Consider the following 17,494-nt stretch of genomic DNA (forward strand, 5'->3'; position numbering starts at 1 on the left):
CGCGAGAGCATCTCGTCCCTGTGTAAGTAGTTTTTTGCTTGCATAGGGCGGGATGTTTTTTCGTTTGTGTGAAGATTGAGAATAAAAAGGGAGGATTTATGATGAAAACTTTAACTTCAGCTCAAGTACGTCAAATGTTTTTAGATTTTTTTAAAGAAAAAGGACATGCTGTCGAACCGAGTGCGTCCCTCGTACCGCATGACGATCCAACACTTTTATGGATTAACAGCGGGGTGGCAACATTAAAGAAATACTTCGATGGCCGCGTCGTGCCTGAGAATCCACGTATTTGCAACGCACAAAAATCAATTCGTACAAATGACATTGAAAATGTAGGGAAAACAGCACGCCATCATACGTTTTTTGAAATGCTGGGCAACTTCTCTATTGGAGACTATTTCAAAGAAGAGGCAATCGAATGGGCTTGGGAATTCCTCACAAGTGACGAGTGGATTGGCTTTGATCCGAATCTGTTATCTGTAACGGTACATCCAGAGGATGAAGAAGCATATGTTCTTTGGAGAGATAAAATGGGTGTCCCTGAGGAACGAATTATTCGTCTAGAGGGCAACTTCTGGGATATTGGCGAGGGGCCAAGTGGTCCGAATACAGAAATTTTCTATGATCGCGGCGAAGCATATGGCAACGACATGAACGACCCTGAATTATATCCAGGCGGAGAAAATGAACGTTATCTAGAAGTATGGAATCTTGTTTTTTCTGAATTTAACCATAATCCAGATGGTACATATACACCGCTTCCGAAGAAAAACATTGATACAGGAATGGGTCTTGAGCGTATGGTCTCTGTGATTCAAAACGTACCGACGAACTTTGATACAGACCTGTTCATGCCGATTATTCGTGCAGTAGAAACGATTTCTGGAGAAAGCTATGGGGAGTCAAAAGAAAAAGACACAGCATTTAAAGTCATTGCTGACCATATTCGTACTGTTGCCTTTGCCGTCAGTGACGGAGCACTTCCTTCTAATGAAGGCCGAGGTTATGTGTTAAGACGTTTGCTGCGCCGTGCTGTGCGTTATGCAAAAACGATCCATATCCACCGTCCATTCATGTATGATCTAGTTCCAGTTGTTGCGGAGATCATGAAGGATTTCTATCCAGATGTTCAAGCAAAAGAAGAATTTATTGCAAAAGTGATCAAAAATGAAGAAGAGCGTTTCCATGAGACACTGAATGAAGGGTTAGCCATTTTATCAGAAGTGATCAAAAAAGAACGAGACAATGGCAGCTCACAAATTTCCGGTAAAGATGTGTTTAAGCTTTATGACACATATGGATTCCCGGTCGAACTCACAGAAGAATATGCTGAAGATGAGAACATGACAGTCGATCGTGAAGGCTTCCAGCTAGAAATGGAGAAGCAGCGTGAACGTGCAAGAAATGCCAGACAAGATGTGGGCAGTATGCAGGTTCAAGGCGGGGCTTTAGGCGATATAAAAGCAGAAAGTACGTTTGTTGGCTACGAAAATTTAACTGCAGATGCTCGTATTATCGAATTGCTTCAAAACGGTGAAATTGTCACAGAAGCACACGAAGGGGAAACGGTGCAAATTTTATTAGATGAAACACCTTTCTATGCGGAAAGCGGCGGACAAGTGGCGGATAAAGGAACGTTAAAAAGTGCCGAAGCGATCATTGATATCAAAGATGTGAAAAAGGCGCCAAACGGCCAGCATGTCCACGAAGGAGTCGTCGTAAGTGGTACGGTTCAAAAAGGCATTGAAGTCACTGCAGAAGTCGAATCAGCGCTTCGAAAAGGCATTGTGAAAAATCACACAGCGACACATCTTTTGCACCAAGCGCTAAAAGATGTATTGGGTAGCCACGTTAACCAAGCGGGTTCACTTGTGAATGAAAACAGACTTCGCTTTGACTTTTCTCACTTTGGACAAGTAACAAAAGAAGAATTGTCACAAATTGAAAAAATCGTCAACGAAAAGATTTGGGAAGGCATTTCGGTTGCCATTGACCTGAAACCAATTGCTGAAGCAAAAGAAATGGGCGCAATGGCGCTGTTTGGTGAGAAGTATGGCGATATTGTCCGTGTGGTGCAAGTGGGTGATTACAGCATCGAGTTATGCGGAGGCTGTCACGTTCAAAACACTGCGGAGATCGGATTGTTTAAAATTGCATCTGAATCGGGTATTGGTGCTGGAACACGCCGTATTGAGGCTGTAACAGGTAAAGGTGCTTATGAAGAATTAAATGATCAGCTTGCGATTTTAGAAAAGGCAGCTAATGAACTGAAATCAAATACAAAAGATGTACCAAAACGCATCGCTTCCTTGCAGGCTGATTTAAAAGAAGTTCAAAGAGAAAACGAATCACTTCTTGCGAAATTAAGTCAAGCAGAAGCTGGCTCTATTTTGGAAAAAGTTATCGAAGTTGGCGGAGTGAACGTGTTAACTGAAAAAGTAAACGCCAAAGACATGAACCATTTAAGAACGATGGTTGATGAATTAAAAGCGAAATTAGGTTCAGCTGTCATCGTACTTGGTGCCGTTCAAAATGGAAAAGTCAACATTTCAGCCGGTGTGACAAAAGATGTCATTGAAAAAGGTCTTCATGCAGGAAAACTTGTGAAGCAGGCAGCTGAAATTTGCGGCGGAGGCGGAGGCGGACGCCCAGATATGGCACAAGCAGGCGGGAAACAGCCAGAAAAGCTTGAAGAAGCACTGGCAACTGTCGAAGAATCTGTCAAATCCGTTTTATAATCAGTCAATGTAGTGTAGAATAATGGTATTAGATGAGCGGTTAGAAAAAAGCTTGCTAGTAGAATGTTGGAAGAGAGGTGCAAGAAGCAGTGAGTTCATTTGATAAGACAATGAAGTTTAACTTCTCTGATGATTCAGCTGAAACCAATGTGAATGAAGTGCTCATAACAGTTTATGACGCACTCCAAGAAAAAGGATACAACCCGATCAATCAAATTGTCGGATACTTGCTGTCAGGCGACCCTGCTTATATTCCAAGACATCAGGATGCACGCAACCTAATTCGTAAACTAGAACGAGACGAATTAATTGAGGAATTGGTTAAATCGTACTTAGAGACACATAAAGAGGCGTAAAACATGAGAATTTTAGGCTTAGATTTAGGCACGAAAACCCTTGGTGTGGCAATCAGTGATGAAATGGGATGGACAGCTCAAGGGATTGAAACCATTAAAATTGATGAAGCAGGCGGAGACTTTGGTCTCAGCCGCCTGTCTGAGATCGTCTCGCAATATGGAACGGATAAAATTGTCCTTGGTTTTCCAAAAAATATGAACGGTACGGTCGGTCCAAGAGGCGAGGCCAGCCAATCATTTGCGAAAGTGTTAGAAAACACGTACAATGTTCCTGTTGTGCTTTGGGACGAGCGTCTGTCAACGATGGCAGCAGAAAAAATGCTCATCTCTGCAGATGTGAGCAGACAAAAGCGTAAAAAAGTCATTGATAAAATGGCGGCTGTTATGATCCTTCAAGGGTATTTAGACAGCTTAAATTAAAATGAGGTGAATCAAATGGAACACGGAGAAAAGCAAATTACAATCGTTGATGATAATGGAAATGAGCAGCTTTGCGAAGTACTATTTACTTTTGAAAGCGACCATTTTAACAAATCATATGTTCTTTACTACCCAATTTCTGAACAAGATAACGAAGAAATTGAAATTCATGCATCAAGCTTCACACCAAACGAAGACGGTGAAGATGGCGAATTAGAGCCAATTGAAACGGATGAAGAGTGGGACATGATTGAAGAAACGTTAAATACGTTCTTAGATCAAGAAGACGAAGAAGAATAGAACGAATAAAAGGCCTGTGAACATGATCTCTGTGATCTTTCTTCACAGGTCTTTTTTTACATTCTATATGTAAACTATTATTGAAATTTAGTTGACATATATCGCTCGACCTTTTACGCTATTTTTAATAATGAATCGAGTGAGGGGTATGAAAATTGAAAATTCACGATATGATGCAAATGGCATTAATGACAGCAGTTATTGGGATGTTAGGATTGATTCCGCCTATTTTTCTTGCGTTTACACCTGTACCAATCACCTTACAAACCGCAGGTCTTTTGCTTGCTGGAGGGCTGTTAAAACCAAAGCAAGCGCTGATTAGTTTACTTCTGTTTCTTCTAATAGTGGCAGCAGGCGCACCTCTTTTATCTGGAGGGAGAGGCGGAATAGGGGTCTTTTTTGGGCCAAGCGGTGGTTTTTTACTTGCTTATCCAGTGGCTGCCTTTATGATCAGCCTGTGGCTGAACCGGCTGAAGAAAGTGACGGCCTTACGACTATTTTTGATCTATGCGGTATGCAGTATCGGGATATTATATATAAGCGGAATTCCCTTTCAAGCTATGATGATGCATATAAAGATCACGCAAGCAGCTCTGTTCAGCGTCATTTATTTACCGGGTGATCTGATCAAAGCAGGGATATGTGCCGTCTTCACGGTGAAAATCATTCAAGCGATGTCATATCGAAAAAGGGACTTACATAGAGGGAGGCGAGCAGTTTGATGAGAATGACGGAAAGCTATGCAGCTCATGCAAAAGCGAAGCCAGGTCAGATGGCGATCATAGATGAAAAAGAGAAGATCACTTATGAAGATTGGCATGAGCGTGTGCAGTCATCTGCACAATGGTTAAAAGAAACGCCTCATCAGCAAAAAAGAGTCGCTTTTTTAGTATCAAATGGTGTTCCGTTTCTCCAACTATTTGCTGGCGCAGCTTCTGCAGGATGGACAGCGGTGCCTCTTGATCCGCGGTGGAGTGACAAGGAATGCGCGGAAAAGCTCTTATTAAGCGACGCGGACCTTGTCATTGTGGAAGATCGATATATCAAAAGGATTGAAAAGTACAAGCTGGACATGCCAGTGCTCTCTTTATCTGAATGGAAAGAAAGAATCAGCCTCAGCATAAACGTTCAATCGAACAAAGGTGAACCGGAGGAAGATCCTGCTTTTTATATGGGATTTACTTCAGGATCAACGGGATCGCCAAAAGCCTTTATAAGACGCCAGCAGTCATGGATCGAGAGCTTTCAAATGACAACATCCGTCTTTGGGATCACACATCAAGATCATGTACTGATTTTGGGCACACTTTTATCCTCTCATTTTTTATACGGCGCGATCAGCACACTTTATTTCGGGGGCACCGTGACATTGTTAGAAAAATTTGTGCCAGAGAAAGCAAAAAACATCTTAGAAAGAGGAGACATCACGGCTATTTATACGGTTCCGACCATGACAGAATCGTTACTGCAAATGGATGCTTTCGGAAAGAATCCGCTTCTTGTCCTGTCTTCTGGTGCAGATTGGGGAAACTCTTCAAAAAAACAGCTCGTCAACCGCTATCCTCACATCACATTTTTTGATTTTTATGGAACATCAGAATTGAGTTTTGTTTCCTATTTATCTTCTGATGACTTTCTGCAAAAACCTACTTCTGTCGGAAAACCTTTTCCTTCTATTCAGGTTGAAGTCAGGAGGGCAGATCAAACCGTTTGCAAGTCAAATGAAATAGGGAGAATTTATGTGAAAAGCCCAATGTCTTTTTCAGGCTATTTACAAGATGAAAAGCCGCCCGAAGAGTGGCTGACCGTATATGACATGGGGTGGCTCGACGAAGATGGTTACTTGTATATGAGCGGCCGAGAGAATGGCATGATTGTCTATGGGGGACTGAATATTTTTCCAGAGGAAATTGAGCGTGTGCTGAATGAACAGCCAGAGGTGAATCGGTCAATCGTGATTGGACTTCCTGATCCATATTGGGGCGAAATCCCTGTTGCCATTATTGAGAATGTACAGCAAACAAAAACCATTCGGCAAGCTGTAAAAGAAACATTAGCGGCATACAAAGTACCAAAAAAATGGCTCGTCACGGACAAAATGATCGAAACATCAGGAGGGAAAATCGCTCGTGCCAGTATGAAAAAGTGGGCGGAGGAACAATTATCATGCAAGCCGTGATCGTACAAGCGAAGCGGACGCCCTTCGGTGAGAAAAATGGAATGTTGAAGGATTACCAGCCAGAGCATCTAGCCGCGCCCTTGATCCAGCATTTTTCAAACGTGACCAAGCCAGATGACATCATTTTAGGCAATGTCGTCGGGGGTGGTGGCAACATTGCCCGTCTGTCCTCGTTAGAAGCAGGGCTTTCATTACATATTCCGGGTATGACCATTGATAGGCAGTGTGCTTCCGGTCTTGAAGCCATTAGAACGGCGTGCATCATGATTCAGTCGGGGGAGGGATCAATGTATATCGCTGGTGGAACGGAAAGCATTTCTCGGTCACCAATGAAAGAAAGGGCCCGCTTTTCTCCAGAGTGGATAGGGGACCCTCATATGGGGGAAGCGGCAGAGCTGACGGCGTCGAGATTTTCAGTTGCGAGACAAGAGCAAGATGACTATGCACTTTTAAGCTGGGAACGAAGTATAACCGCATTCAAGCAAGGAACGTATTCAGAAGAAATTGTTCCGATTAGCGGGATGAGTACAGATGAAGCGGCAGCTAAAATAAGACCGATTGCAAGCTTGATAAAGCGGGCAAAACCTGTCTTTTTACCAGGCAAAGGTACTGTGACTGTGACCAATAGCTGTAAAGAAGCAGATGGTGCAGCTGCCGTCGTTGTGATGGAAAGAGCGGAAGCGGAGGCAAAAGGCTTCAGCCCTATGCTGCGGTATATCGGGAGTGCCGTGACCGCTATAGACCCGCATTATCCTGCTGCTTCACCAATTGATGCAATCAAGAAACTTTTACATAAAGAACAGGTGAAGATAGAAGATGTTGCACTTTTTGAAATCAATGAAGCGTTTGCGCTCAAAGTAGTGCTCATTGCCCGGACACTAGGTATTCCTTATGACCGTATCAATAAAAGAGGCGGTGCGCTTTGTCTTGGGCATCCATATAGCGCCTCGGGAGCTGCTATGATGGTGAGACTGTTTTACGAAGCCCGCGCCCTACCGAATGGAAGCTATGTCATGGCTGCAATTGGAAGTGGAGGCGGTGTCGGTTTAGCCACACTATGGCAAGTTCTGTCATGACATGCATGAGCAAGTAATTGCCGAACTCCGTCGAATCATGTACTATAAAAGCTAGATGTGAGGAGGGCCATGCATGTTTTCAGAACAAAAGAAACGACCATTTTTTAAACGAAAAATGGGGATCGTCCTGTTATCTGTACTTGCTGTGATCATCATTGCAGCATTATCAGGTTTTTTATATGTAAAATCAGCACTCGGGCCGGTCGATCAAAAAAGCAAACAAACCATTAATATTCATATTCCAAATGGGACATCTGTCAGTGGAATTGCGAGCATTTTAAAAGAAAATGAGCTGATTTCAAATGACACGATTTTCACTTACTATGCAAAGTACAAAAAAGCGTCAGGCTTTAAAGCGGGCTATTTTCATCTCAAACAAACAATGGATGCGGATCAGCTAATTCAAAAGCTGACATCTGGCGGGACAGACTACGCATTTCAGCTTGTGATACCTGAAGGGAAACAGTTGTCTGATATTGCAGCTATTATTGCAAACCAGACGAATTTTTCAGCGAAAGAAGTTGAAGCGAAGCTGGATGATCCAACCTTTATTAAAAAATTGATGAAAAAGTACCCGAAAACGGTGACATCACAAGTGAACGGGAAACAGGTCAAGCATCCGTTAGAGGGATATTTATTCCCGGCGACGTATCCGTTTTATCGTGAGGATGAATCACTTGAAACCATCATTGACACAATGATTAAACAAACAGATCAATATGTAAAAACGTATGAAAAGGACATGAAAAAGAGAAAGATGTCCATCCATGATGTCCTAACGATGGCATCCCTGATAGAAATGGAAGCAACTGAAAAAACAGACCGGTCAAAAATATCAAGTGTGTTTTATAACCGGTTGAAAAAGGATATGCCGCTTCAAACAGATCCAACCGTTCTTTATGCGCTTGGCGAGCATAAATCCCGTGTTTATTACAAAGATTTAAAAGTAAAATCACCATATAATACGTATACAAACAAAGGGCTGCCGCCTGGACCTATTGCCAATGCTGGAGAATCTTCTTGGAAAGCAGCACTCCATCCAGAGAAAACAGATTTTGTTTACTTCCTAGCAAAGAAAAATGGCGAAGTCGTCTTTACGAAAACGTTAAATGAGCACAACAAAGCAAAAGCGAAATACATCACAGGCAGCAACTAGCGCTCATGTGAAAGGAAAAAGACTGTAGACAATGGTGAAATTGCCTGCAGTTTTTTTCGTTGTTATATCCATTTTATAGGTTCGCAATTACCACATCTTTGTGGTAAAATATATCGGGTTGTTTTTACTTAGATGAACGAAAGATTGACGAGAAAGAGAGCTGCAATAGGCAGGACTCTTCTTTTTCAGGTCATGAAGGAGCTAGACATATAATGACAATCGAAGATGATCAAATAAATGATTATATTGAAGATTTAATTGAGCCGAGTCCTGATGCCATCGCTCAATTAGAGGAGTATGCGAAAGAGCATCATGTGCCAATCATGGAAAAGGTGAGCATTGAACTGTTATTGCAGCTGCTTTCTTTGAAAAAACCGAAGAAGATTCTTGAGGTTGGGACAGCGATTGGCTATTCAGCGATTCGAATGGCAGAAGCTCTGCCAGATGCTGAAATCTATACGATTGAGCGAAATGCAAAACGTTATGAGGAAGCGACACGGAATATTGAAGAATTACATTTCAAAGATAGAATTCACGTGTTTTTTGGCGATGCGATGGAATCAGCTAAAACGGTTCAGACGATGGCGCCCTATGATGTGATCTTCATTGATGCGGCAAAAGGTCAGTATCAACGCTTTTTTGAGCTGTTTGAACCGATGCTGTCCGATGACGGAATGATTATTACAGACAACGTATTATTTAAAGGCTTAGTTGCGACAAATTATGAAGAAGAAATTGAAGATAAACGAAAAAAACAATTAATAGGCAAAATTGATCGATACAATCAATGGCTGATGTCAAATTCTGACTACCAAACGTGTATCATTCCGGTTGGAGATGGGATCGCCATTAGTACAAAAAGAGGTGACCAATCATGAAAAAACCAGAATTGCTTGTGACGCCAAGCAAGGTGTCGGATGTACTGCCGCTCATTGAAGCGGGTGCTGACGCATTTTTAATAGGTGAACAAACATATGGAATCCGTCTTGCAGGTGAATTTTCAAGAGAAGATGTGAAACAAACGGTTCAACTCGCGCATGCACATCACAAAAAAGTATATGTCGCCATGAATGCGATTTTTCATAATGACCGTGTGGCACTGCTTGGAGATTATTTAACCTTTCTCGATGGGTTAAACGTGGATGGTGTCGTTTTTGGAGATCCGGCAGTGATCATGGCCGCAAAAGAAACAGGTGTCAACTTGAATCTACACTGGAGTACAGAAACAACTGGGACAAACTATTACACTTGTAACTACTGGGGCAAAAAAGGCGCAACACGTGCTGTTCTTGCCAAAGAACTCAATATGGATAGCGTGATTGATATCAAAGAAAACGCTGAAGTGGAGATTGAAATTCAAGTCCACGGCATGACCTGTATGTTCCAATCCAAACGGACACTTGTTGGCAACTATTTTGAATATCAAGGCAAACAAATGGACGTGGAAGGCAGAAATATGGAAGAAGGTCTATTCCTTCACGACCAGGAGCGCCAAAACAAATATCCTATTTTTGAGGATGAAAATGGCACACACATTATGAGTCCAAATGATGTATGTATGATTGATGAATTAGAAGAATTTGTCGACGCAGGCATTGACTCATTTAAAATTGACGGAATTTTAAAGTCACTTTCTTATATGACAGAGGTGACATCCCTCTATCGAAAAGCCATTGATTTACTAGTGACTGATAAGGAAGCCTATGAAGATCAGAAAGATGAATGGGTGGAGCGTATTGAAGAGATCCAGCCTGTCAACCGCTCAATCGATACAGGATTCTTCTTTAAAGAAACGGTTTATTAAGATAAAAGGAGGCAGAGGAAATGGCACTTTTAAAAGATGGAATTTCTGAAGTGATCGATGGAAAACGTGTCATTACAAAAAAACCAGAACTGCTTGCGCCAGCAGGAAACTTAGAAAAACTAAAAATTGCTGTGCATTATGGAGCAGACGCTGTTTTTATTGGTGGGAAAGAATTTGGACTTCGTTCAAATGCAGATAACTTTTCAATCGAAGAAATGGCAGAAGGTGTCGCATTTGCGAACAAATACGGTGCTCGCATTTATGTGACAACGAATATTTTCGCCCACAACGAAAACATGGACGGGCTGGAAGAATATCTTCAAGGGATTGAAGGAGCCGGTGTAGCGGGAATTATTGTCGCTGATCCACTCATTATTGAAACATGCAAACGAGTAGCTCCAAAGCTTGAAGTCCACTTAAGCACACAGCAGTCTCTTTCAAATTGGAAAGCGGTGCAGTTTTGGAAGGAAGAGGGGCTTGAGCGTGTGGTCCTTGCACGTGAAACAAGCGCTCTAGAGATTAAAGAAATGAAAGAAAAAGTGGATATTGAAATCGAAACGTTCATTCACGGGGCCATGTGTATTGCTTATTCTGGCCGCTGCGTGCTCAGTAACCATATGACAGCGAGAGATTCAAACCGCGGAGGCTGCTGCCAATCTTGCCGCTGGGATTATGACCTTTATAAACTAGAAGGCTCTGAGGAAGCGCCTTTATTCGGTGAAGAAGACGCACCATTTGCGATGAGTCCAAAAGATTTAAAACTCATCGAATCCATACCGCAAATGATCGAAATGGGAATTGATAGCTTAAAGATCGAAGGACGAATGAAGTCCATTCATTATGTAGCAACAGTTGTCAGTGTCTATCGTAAAGTCATTGATGCTTACTGTGCGGACCCAGACAATTTCGTCATTCAACAAGAATGGCTCGATGAATTAGACAAATGTGCCAACCGTGACACGGCTCCTGCCTTTTTTGAAGGTGTACCAGGGACGGATGAACAAATGTTTGGCATTCACGGAAAGAAAACGACCTTTGATTTCGTCGGACTTGTACTTCATTATGATGAACAAGAACAAATTGTCACATTACAGCAGCGTAATTTCTTTAAAGCTGGCGACGAAGTTGAATTTTTCGGTCCAGAAATCGAAAATTTCACATGCAAGATTGAGACGATTTGGGACGAAAAAGGGAACGAACTCGATGCCGCTCGTCATCCACTGCAAATTGTGAAATTTAAGCTTGATCAAAAAGTATACCCTAGCAACATGATGAGAAAGGGGAAATAACCGGCACATGGGGAAAAAACCAGTGGTGATTGGAATCGCTGGCGGCTCGGGTTCAGGTAAAACGAGCGTCACCAATTCCATTTACGAAAAATTTAAAGGGCATTCAATCCTCATGCTTCAGCAAGATTTATATTACAAAAATCAAAGTCATATGCCATTTGAAGAGCGCCTGCTGACCAATTATGATCATCCGCTTGCTTTTGACAATGACCTGATGATTGAGCATGTAGAAGCGCTGCTAAAGTACGAGTCCATTGAAAAACCGATTTATGATTTTAAACTAAACACACGTTCAGAAGAGACGGTACATGTTGAACCCAAAGATGTCATCATCGTTGAAGGAATCTTTGCTCTTGAAAACGAACGCCTAAGAAACTTAATGGATATTAAACTGTATGTGGATACAGATGCAGATCTTCGGATCATTCGCCGTATTTTACGTGATACGAAAGAAAGAGGCAGATCGATTGATTCCGTGATTGAACAATATGTATCTGTCGTCAGACCGATGCACAATCAATTCATTGAACCGTCAAAACGATACGCCGATATCATCATCCCAGAAGGCGGTCAAAATCATGTGGCCATTGACCTCATGGTGACAAAAATTCAAACGATTCTTCAAAACCGCGGAGAGTAAATGGTGGAGAAGAACAAAGACCTTTACGACGTAAAGGTCTTTTCAACATCATGCTCTTGTAGTCAATACTTTAGTAATGGCTAGTCTGAAATCATCGATGAGCATTGTAAGAAGCAGCCCCCTGAATAAAAGATTTGATATGATAGGAAAACAATGCTGCGAAATGGAGACAGGAAAATCACGATGGGATGCTGAAAGTTTCAGTTATTCCTGCTTTGTAAAAGTATATTAAAAAAACGACAAACAAATCATCACAAATTTTCAAACAATTCTTGATCAAAATGCAATTTTGTAATAATATAGCATAGACATATCGTACACTGACCATATTATGTATTGGAAGATGGAGAATGGATAAGCTATTCTTCTACATATGATCGAAATGGCCGAACGAGGTACAGGAGCTTCCTGTGCCTTTCCACAGTTTGTGCGATGAAGATAATACATCATCATGAGACCGCTGCTGTTCCTGCCTAATAAAAAGGCATAATAGTTGCATCTAAAAGGGACGCCATGTAAGATGGACTTTTACGAATATGGGACAGAAGGAATGAGGGCCGGAATATGTCCTCATTCTTGTATATTTCAGTCGTCACTCACATGCAGAAAGCTTGTATGATGAGGATTAATAGAAGGAGTGAATGATTCATGGCACAAGAGAAAGTATTTCCAATGACAGAAGAAGGAAAGCGCAAATTAGAAGAAGAGCTTGAATATTTGAAAACGGTTAAACGTAAAGAGGTTGTAGAGCGTATTAAAATCGCTAGAAGTTTTGGAGACCTCTCTGAAAACTCGGAATATGATTCTGCTAAAGAAGAGCAAGCGTTTGTAGAAGGTCGTATTACAACGCTTGATAATATGATTCGTAATGCCAAAATTATTGAAGATGAAGGTAACTCAAATATTGTTTCACTCGGTAAAACGGTGACATTCGTTGAATTACCGGACGGTGAAGAAGAGTCTTATACGATTGTAGGAAGTGCAGAAGCTGATCCGTTTGAAGGCAAAATTTCAAACGATTCACCAATTGCAAAAAGTCTTTTAGGCAAACAAGTAGACGACAAAGTCACTGTTCAAACACCTGGCGGAGAAATGTTCGTCCAAATTGTAAAAATTTCATAATTACGTTTATACGATGAACACCTCGTCCACAATAGGGACGAGGTGTTTTTATGCTGAAAACAAGAAGAATCCAATGGACAGGTGCCATTATTTTTATATTATTGCTCGGTCTTCTGTTTAGACTAGCGGAAATTCAGTTGTTTTTCACAGAATCTTTTTCAAAACTTGATATTAATTTGATCCAAGAAAGTGTCAGGCAGCGGACAGAAGAAGTAGTCATTTCAGACGGACGCGGCGAATTTTTAGATCGAAACGGCGAGGCACTTCTCACAAAGGAAGAGCCAGCGGTCATCATATTTCCATTCCTGCAATATGACCTCCCTCACTTAAAGCAAACCGCTTCTATACTTGAGATGGAAGAAGATGAATTGAAGAGCCAGCTGACAGAAACGAAGAAACCACTCATTTTAAAAGATGATATGACGAAAAAAAAGCTGAAAGACATCAATGATATGAAATATTCAGGTGTTTACGGCGTATATATGAAAGAGAAGGACAAAAAAAGACTTGCCCTCCACACATTAGGCTTCACAAGTGAGAATCCAGAACTCTTGAGAAAGCGTTATCCGGACAAAAAAGAACTTTCAATCCGCACTGAGATCGGTACATTCGGTTTGGAAAGTACATTTGACGAATTTCTATTACCAGAGCAAGACACAAAATTGTTATATCATGTGGACGGAAGGGGAAACCCTTTGTTTGGGATGGACGTCAAATATACAGCAGAAGCTCATTCGTTTTATCCGCTGCAAGTGCAGACAACTATGGACGAAGACATGCAGAGGGAAATGGAGAATGTTCTCAAAGCGCAAGGTGTTGAAAAAGGCGGAGCGGTTCTGCTCGACATTCAGAATAGCAGTGTGCTGGCGATGGCGAGTGTTCCAAATGTGACCAGCAAAAACCGGCATGAGGCAAGAAATTACATGCTGACCGCAATGGCTCCCGGTTCTGTATTTAAAACGGTCGTACTTGCCGCAGCGATTGAAAAAAACTTGAACCAGCCACAAACGATGTATGATTGTCGAAAGAATTTATATGGAGAGCCAGAAGGAAAGCAGGAAGTACTGAATCTGTCTGAAAGCTTTGCGCAAAGCTGTAATTATACATTTGCGACACTCGCTGAGCAGCTCATCCAAACAGATGATCAAAGCCTTGAAAAGACAGCTTCAAAGCTTGGGCTTGTGGATCGAGCCGGCTGGGAAGGGGATGTATACCATAAGCAACAATTCAAACAGTTTGATCGTGAAGAAACAGGCAGTGTGTGGGGAGATAAAAGAGACAAGCATGTCAAAAAAGCCATTGCGCAAACGGCAATTGGTCAAAAAAATGTCAAAACAACCCCCTTACAAATTGCCAATATGATGGCAACGATTGCAAGGGGCGGAGAACGAAAAGAAGTGAGGATTGCAGATAAAGTGATGTATCAAAACGGAACAACGATGCTATCCTTTCAAAACAAACGACCTGATGGTGACAGTATTGACCGCTATACAGCTCAAACCTTGCAAAAGTACTTAAGGCAGGTGGTGACCTCTGACAAAGGAACAGGAAGAAGATTTCAAGACCTGCCGTTCCATATAGCAGGGAAATCAGGCACTGCCCAAACCGGCAGCAAAGATAAACAGGGGAATCCACTTTATCACAAGTGGTTTGCCGGATACTTTCCGGCAGAAAAACCAAAATACGCTCTGGTTGTTGTTCACCTTGACGAGGCAAGTGGCCGGGCTAAGACAAATGAAGCGTTTTATGATATTGTAAAAAAGGTCAATGAAATTGAAAAGAAACAGACATAGAACATCCCTTCATGTCATGTTAGAATAGTAACGACTTAGGGAACAGAGGCAAAGGAGTGCAGAGATTTTGAGTAGAAATTCTCGATTTGAACATCGTGATAAGCGCAGAAAGGCGAATATGGTGCTTAACATATTAATTGGTATCGTTGTGGTGCTTATTTTGGTTGTCGCATCGAGTTTGTTAATTTTTAATAGACCACCGAAAGATGTAGCCAACGAACCATCAAAAACAGCACCTGCATCGAGTGAAAATAAACAAAACTCAGAAGAAGATGTGAAAGATCAAAAGAAAGATACATCCGATGATGCGGATGCAAAAAAAGACGATTCATCTGACAAAAAAGACGATACAAAGAAAACAGATGATGAAGAAGAGCCAAACAAAGATGCGTTAAAAGATGCCACAGAAACAGATGGCGGTAAAACAAGTGACGTAGATAAAACATATGAAAACGATAACTGGGAGCCTGTAGGAACAGAGCAATCGGGATCACATACAGCAACCTATGATGCTAACTCAAAAGACTGGAAAGAAATGATCAAAGCCATGTCCTATGCGACAGGAATCTCAGAAGACCAAATGACTGTTATTTGGTTAGGAAATAACGGAGGACCTCAAGATGCAAAAGGAACCATCCGTGATAAATCAACAGGTGAACGCTACCGTGTAGAAATTACGTGGGTGGATGAAAAAGGCTGGAAACCTGTGAAGGTTGAAAAATTAAAATAAAATAAAAAAGATGCATGCAAAAAGGCTAAAATGAACTTCATTTTAGCCTTTTTCTTCTTTTCAGCGTGATAGAAAACCTTTGCAGTCTAGGAAGGACTAGCACCGGCGCACAGACCTGATTGCCTACACGCTGATCTTTTTTTTATGAGATATTCGCTTTAAAATGAACAACTGCTGTATACAAAATCTTATCATCAATGACAGTCGTTTGATGACTCACAGAATGAACAGTCAGCAAGATCGCCTGATTATGTTCAATTTGTTTTTGGATCTTTTGTTCAAGTTCTTTTAAAGACGTTGCTTCAAAAAATTCAATTTTGTCCTTTAAAAAATCCAGTTGAAAATCCATTTCATTCATCCCTCCATGCTCTAGATTCATCATAATCTCTCCCATTCAAAAGGGCAAATATTTTTCTACCCCGCCCAGTATTTTTTAGTAGGAAAGAATCAGAAGATGTGGTAGGATAGGAACTGTTCGACGGAATAAAACATACTATACGGATAGGAATAAATAGATAAAGTGGAGGGAAAGAAAAATGGGACGTGAGTTTCTTTCTTTATTTGATCATTGGGCTGAATCTTATGATGACACTGTAAGTGGTCATGACGAGCAGTATAAAGAAGTGTTTCGCCGGTATCCGGCCATTCTAAAAGAGATTACTCGCCGTGCAGGTCAACATGTCATTGAGTTTGGAAGCGGCACAGGAAACCTAACGGCGGCACTGCTTCAAGCAGATAAGAAAGTGTTTGGCGTTGAACCTTCAGAGGCCATGAAGAAAGCGGCTCTTCAAAAAGGAATACCAAATGTATTTCATGACGGGGATTTTTTATCGTTTCCATCTCCACCTTTTGAGCCTGATACGATCGTCAGTTCATATGCTTTCCATCATTTAACGGACGACGAAAAAAAACAAGCCATCCACACCTATGGCAACATCCTTCCCTCAGGTGGTAAAATAGTCTTTGCTGATACAATGTTTCAAAATCAAGCAGCACATCAAGCTGAAACGAACAAAGCGAAAGCCGCTGGATTCGATCAGCTTGCAGAGGATTTAGAAACGGAATACTATCCATCCATAGGTGTGTTAAAGCAAATCTTTGAAGAAGAAGGTTTTAGCACATCTTTTCATCAAATGAATGATTTTGTGTGGATCGTAGAAGCGAAGAAAAGGGAATGAAAGGATGTTTTTGATTTGAAAATCGCAGTGATAGGTGCAATGGAAGAAGAAGTGACGATTTTAAGAGACCAACTAAAGAATGCCACACAAGAAAACATCGCTGGGTGTGAATTTACAACAGGTGTTTATGAAGATAAAGAAGTGATTTTATTAAAATCAGGGATTGGAAAAGTAAATGCAGCGGTCAGCACAACACTTCTGCTTGACCGCTTTCAGCCAGATTATGTGATCAATACAGGATCAGCTGGCGGTTTCCATCACTCATTAAATGTAGGTGATATTGTCATCTCTACTGATGTTAGACATCATGATGTGGACGTGACGATCTTTGATTACGAATATGGACAAGTGCCAGGATTACCAGCTGCTTTCATCGCAGATGATCAGCTTGTGAAGCTGGCAGAGGAATCTGCTTCAGAAATCGATCATATTCAAGTGGCAAAAGGGACGATTGCAACAGGAGATTCATTTATGGATGATCCTGGTCGTGTCGCGTTTGTGAGAGAGAAATTCCCAGAGCTGTATGCAGTGGAAATGGAGGCAGCAGCAGTTGCGCAAGTTTGCCATCTATTTGAAACGCCATTTGTGGTCGTTCGAGCGTTGTCAGATATTGCTGGGAAAGAATCCAATATCTCTTTTGATCAATTTCTAGAGCAAGCAGCGATTCACTCAACAGACCTTGTCCTGCGTATGATAAAGCAAACACAATAAAA

General features: G+C 41.5%; 18 protein-coding genes and 1 other annotated feature (1 of these 19 cut by a window edge). Of the genes, 17 read left to right on the forward strand and 1 reads right to left on the reverse strand.

What is annotated here, in order from left to right; all coding sequences use genetic code 11:
• Positions 1 to 23: a binding site (T-box leader), on the forward strand; it begins 185 nt to the left of the window's first position.
• 78 nt (positions 24 to 101) lie between these two features.
• The 15 genes from alaS (at position 102) to ACSBQP_RS00590 (ending at position 15,603) form a co-directional block, all read left to right on the forward strand.
• On the forward strand, positions 102 to 2,738 hold the full coding sequence (alaS, locus tag ACSBQP_RS00520) for an alanine--tRNA ligase (RefSeq protein WP_017367696.1): 2,637 nt from the start codon (positions 102 to 104) through the stop codon (positions 2,736 to 2,738).
• A gap of 89 nt (positions 2,739 to 2,827) precedes the next feature.
• Positions 2,828 to 3,094, forward strand: coding sequence for an IreB family regulatory phosphoprotein (locus tag ACSBQP_RS00525; RefSeq protein WP_024718370.1), 267 nt, complete (start codon positions 2,828 to 2,830; stop codon positions 3,092 to 3,094).
• A gap of 3 nt (positions 3,095 to 3,097) precedes the next feature.
• Positions 3,098 to 3,514 carry a Holliday junction resolvase RuvX gene (ruvX, locus tag ACSBQP_RS00530; protein WP_003216519.1) on the forward strand — a complete coding sequence of 139 codons (417 nt, stop codon included), beginning with the start codon at positions 3,098 to 3,100 and terminating at the stop codon, positions 3,512 to 3,514.
• Positions 3,515 to 3,529: 15 nt separating this feature from the next.
• Positions 3,530 to 3,814 carry a DUF1292 domain-containing protein gene (locus tag ACSBQP_RS00535; protein WP_017358102.1) on the forward strand — a complete coding sequence of 95 codons (285 nt, stop codon included), beginning with the start codon at positions 3,530 to 3,532 and terminating at the stop codon, positions 3,812 to 3,814.
• 155 nt (positions 3,815 to 3,969) lie between these two features.
• Positions 3,970 to 4,536, forward strand: a complete 567-nt coding sequence (locus ACSBQP_RS00540) for a biotin transporter BioY (RefSeq protein WP_272753969.1) — start codon at positions 3,970 to 3,972, stop codon at positions 4,534 to 4,536.
• Entirely contained in the window at positions 4,536 to 5,993 is a 1,458-nt protein-coding gene (locus tag ACSBQP_RS00545; protein WP_272753968.1) for an acyl-CoA synthetase, read from the forward strand. Before ACSBQP_RS00540 ends, ACSBQP_RS00545 begins: the two co-directional genes overlap by 1 nt.
• Complete coding sequence (locus tag ACSBQP_RS00550; protein ID WP_210552101.1) at positions 5,981 to 7,069, forward strand: acetyl-CoA C-acyltransferase; 1,089 nt, start codon at positions 5,981 to 5,983, stop codon at positions 7,067 to 7,069. Before ACSBQP_RS00545 ends, ACSBQP_RS00550 begins: the two co-directional genes overlap by 13 nt.
• 73 nt (positions 7,070 to 7,142) lie before the next feature.
• Complete coding sequence (gene mltG / locus ACSBQP_RS00555) at positions 7,143 to 8,225, forward strand: endolytic transglycosylase MltG (protein ID WP_411238037.1); 1,083 nt, start codon at positions 7,143 to 7,145, stop codon at positions 8,223 to 8,225.
• Between the two features lie 212 nt (positions 8,226 to 8,437).
• Positions 8,438 to 9,103, forward strand: coding sequence for an O-methyltransferase (locus ACSBQP_RS00560; RefSeq protein ID WP_060832470.1), 666 nt, complete (start codon positions 8,438 to 8,440; stop codon positions 9,101 to 9,103).
• Positions 9,100 to 10,029, forward strand: coding sequence for a peptidase U32 family protein (locus ACSBQP_RS00565; protein ID WP_052320978.1), 930 nt, complete (start codon positions 9,100 to 9,102; stop codon positions 10,027 to 10,029). Before ACSBQP_RS00560 ends, ACSBQP_RS00565 begins: the two co-directional genes overlap by 4 nt.
• 20 nt (positions 10,030 to 10,049) lie before the next feature.
• Positions 10,050 to 11,318 (forward strand): peptidase U32 family protein, encoded by a 1,269-nt coding sequence (locus tag ACSBQP_RS00570; RefSeq protein ID WP_017358097.1) that lies wholly within the window; start codon positions 10,050 to 10,052, stop codon positions 11,316 to 11,318.
• A 7-nt stretch (positions 11,319 to 11,325) separates the two neighbouring features.
• Positions 11,326 to 11,958: a uridine kinase gene (gene udk, locus ACSBQP_RS00575; protein WP_007501435.1), complete on the forward strand. Its 633-nt coding sequence runs from the start codon at positions 11,326 to 11,328 to the stop codon at positions 11,956 to 11,958.
• A 648-nt stretch (positions 11,959 to 12,606) separates the two neighbouring features.
• Entirely contained in the window at positions 12,607 to 13,080 is a 474-nt protein-coding gene (gene greA / locus ACSBQP_RS00580; protein WP_007501433.1) for a transcription elongation factor GreA, read from the forward strand.
• 50 nt (positions 13,081 to 13,130) lie between these two features.
• Positions 13,131 to 14,873: a peptidoglycan D,D-transpeptidase FtsI family protein gene (locus ACSBQP_RS00585; RefSeq protein WP_135226662.1), complete on the forward strand. Its 1,743-nt coding sequence runs from the start codon at positions 13,131 to 13,133 to the stop codon at positions 14,871 to 14,873.
• 67 nt (positions 14,874 to 14,940) lie between these two features.
• On the forward strand, positions 14,941 to 15,603 hold the full coding sequence (locus ACSBQP_RS00590) for a YrrS family protein (protein ID WP_007501430.1): 663 nt from the start codon (positions 14,941 to 14,943) through the stop codon (positions 15,601 to 15,603).
• Positions 15,604 to 15,745: 142 nt separating this feature from the next.
• On the opposite strand, the gene ACSBQP_RS00595 is transcribed toward ACSBQP_RS00590, so the two are convergent.
• On the reverse strand, positions 15,746 to 15,952 hold the full coding sequence (locus ACSBQP_RS00595) for a YrzA family protein (RefSeq protein WP_026050117.1): 207 nt from the start codon (positions 15,950 to 15,952) through the stop codon (positions 15,746 to 15,748).
• Positions 15,953 to 16,139: 187 nt separating this feature from the next.
• Between ACSBQP_RS00595 and ACSBQP_RS00600 the strand changes: the two genes are divergently transcribed.
• Together ACSBQP_RS00600 and mtnN are read left to right on the forward strand one after the other, a co-directional pair.
• Complete coding sequence (locus ACSBQP_RS00600; RefSeq protein ID WP_135226663.1) at positions 16,140 to 16,781, forward strand: class I SAM-dependent DNA methyltransferase; 642 nt, start codon at positions 16,140 to 16,142, stop codon at positions 16,779 to 16,781.
• Between the two features lie 15 nt (positions 16,782 to 16,796).
• Positions 16,797 to 17,492 (forward strand): 5'-methylthioadenosine/S-adenosylhomocysteine nucleosidase, encoded by a 696-nt coding sequence (mtnN, locus tag ACSBQP_RS00605; RefSeq protein ID WP_007501428.1) that lies wholly within the window; start codon positions 16,797 to 16,799, stop codon positions 17,490 to 17,492.
• Positions 17,493 to 17,494: the final 2 nt, after the last annotated feature.

Origin of the sequence: Bacillus sp. G402 (genome assembly GCF_051172515.1) — a bacterium.
Taxonomy (GTDB): domain Bacteria; phylum Bacillota; class Bacilli; order Bacillales; family Bacillaceae; genus Bacillus; species Bacillus altitudinis.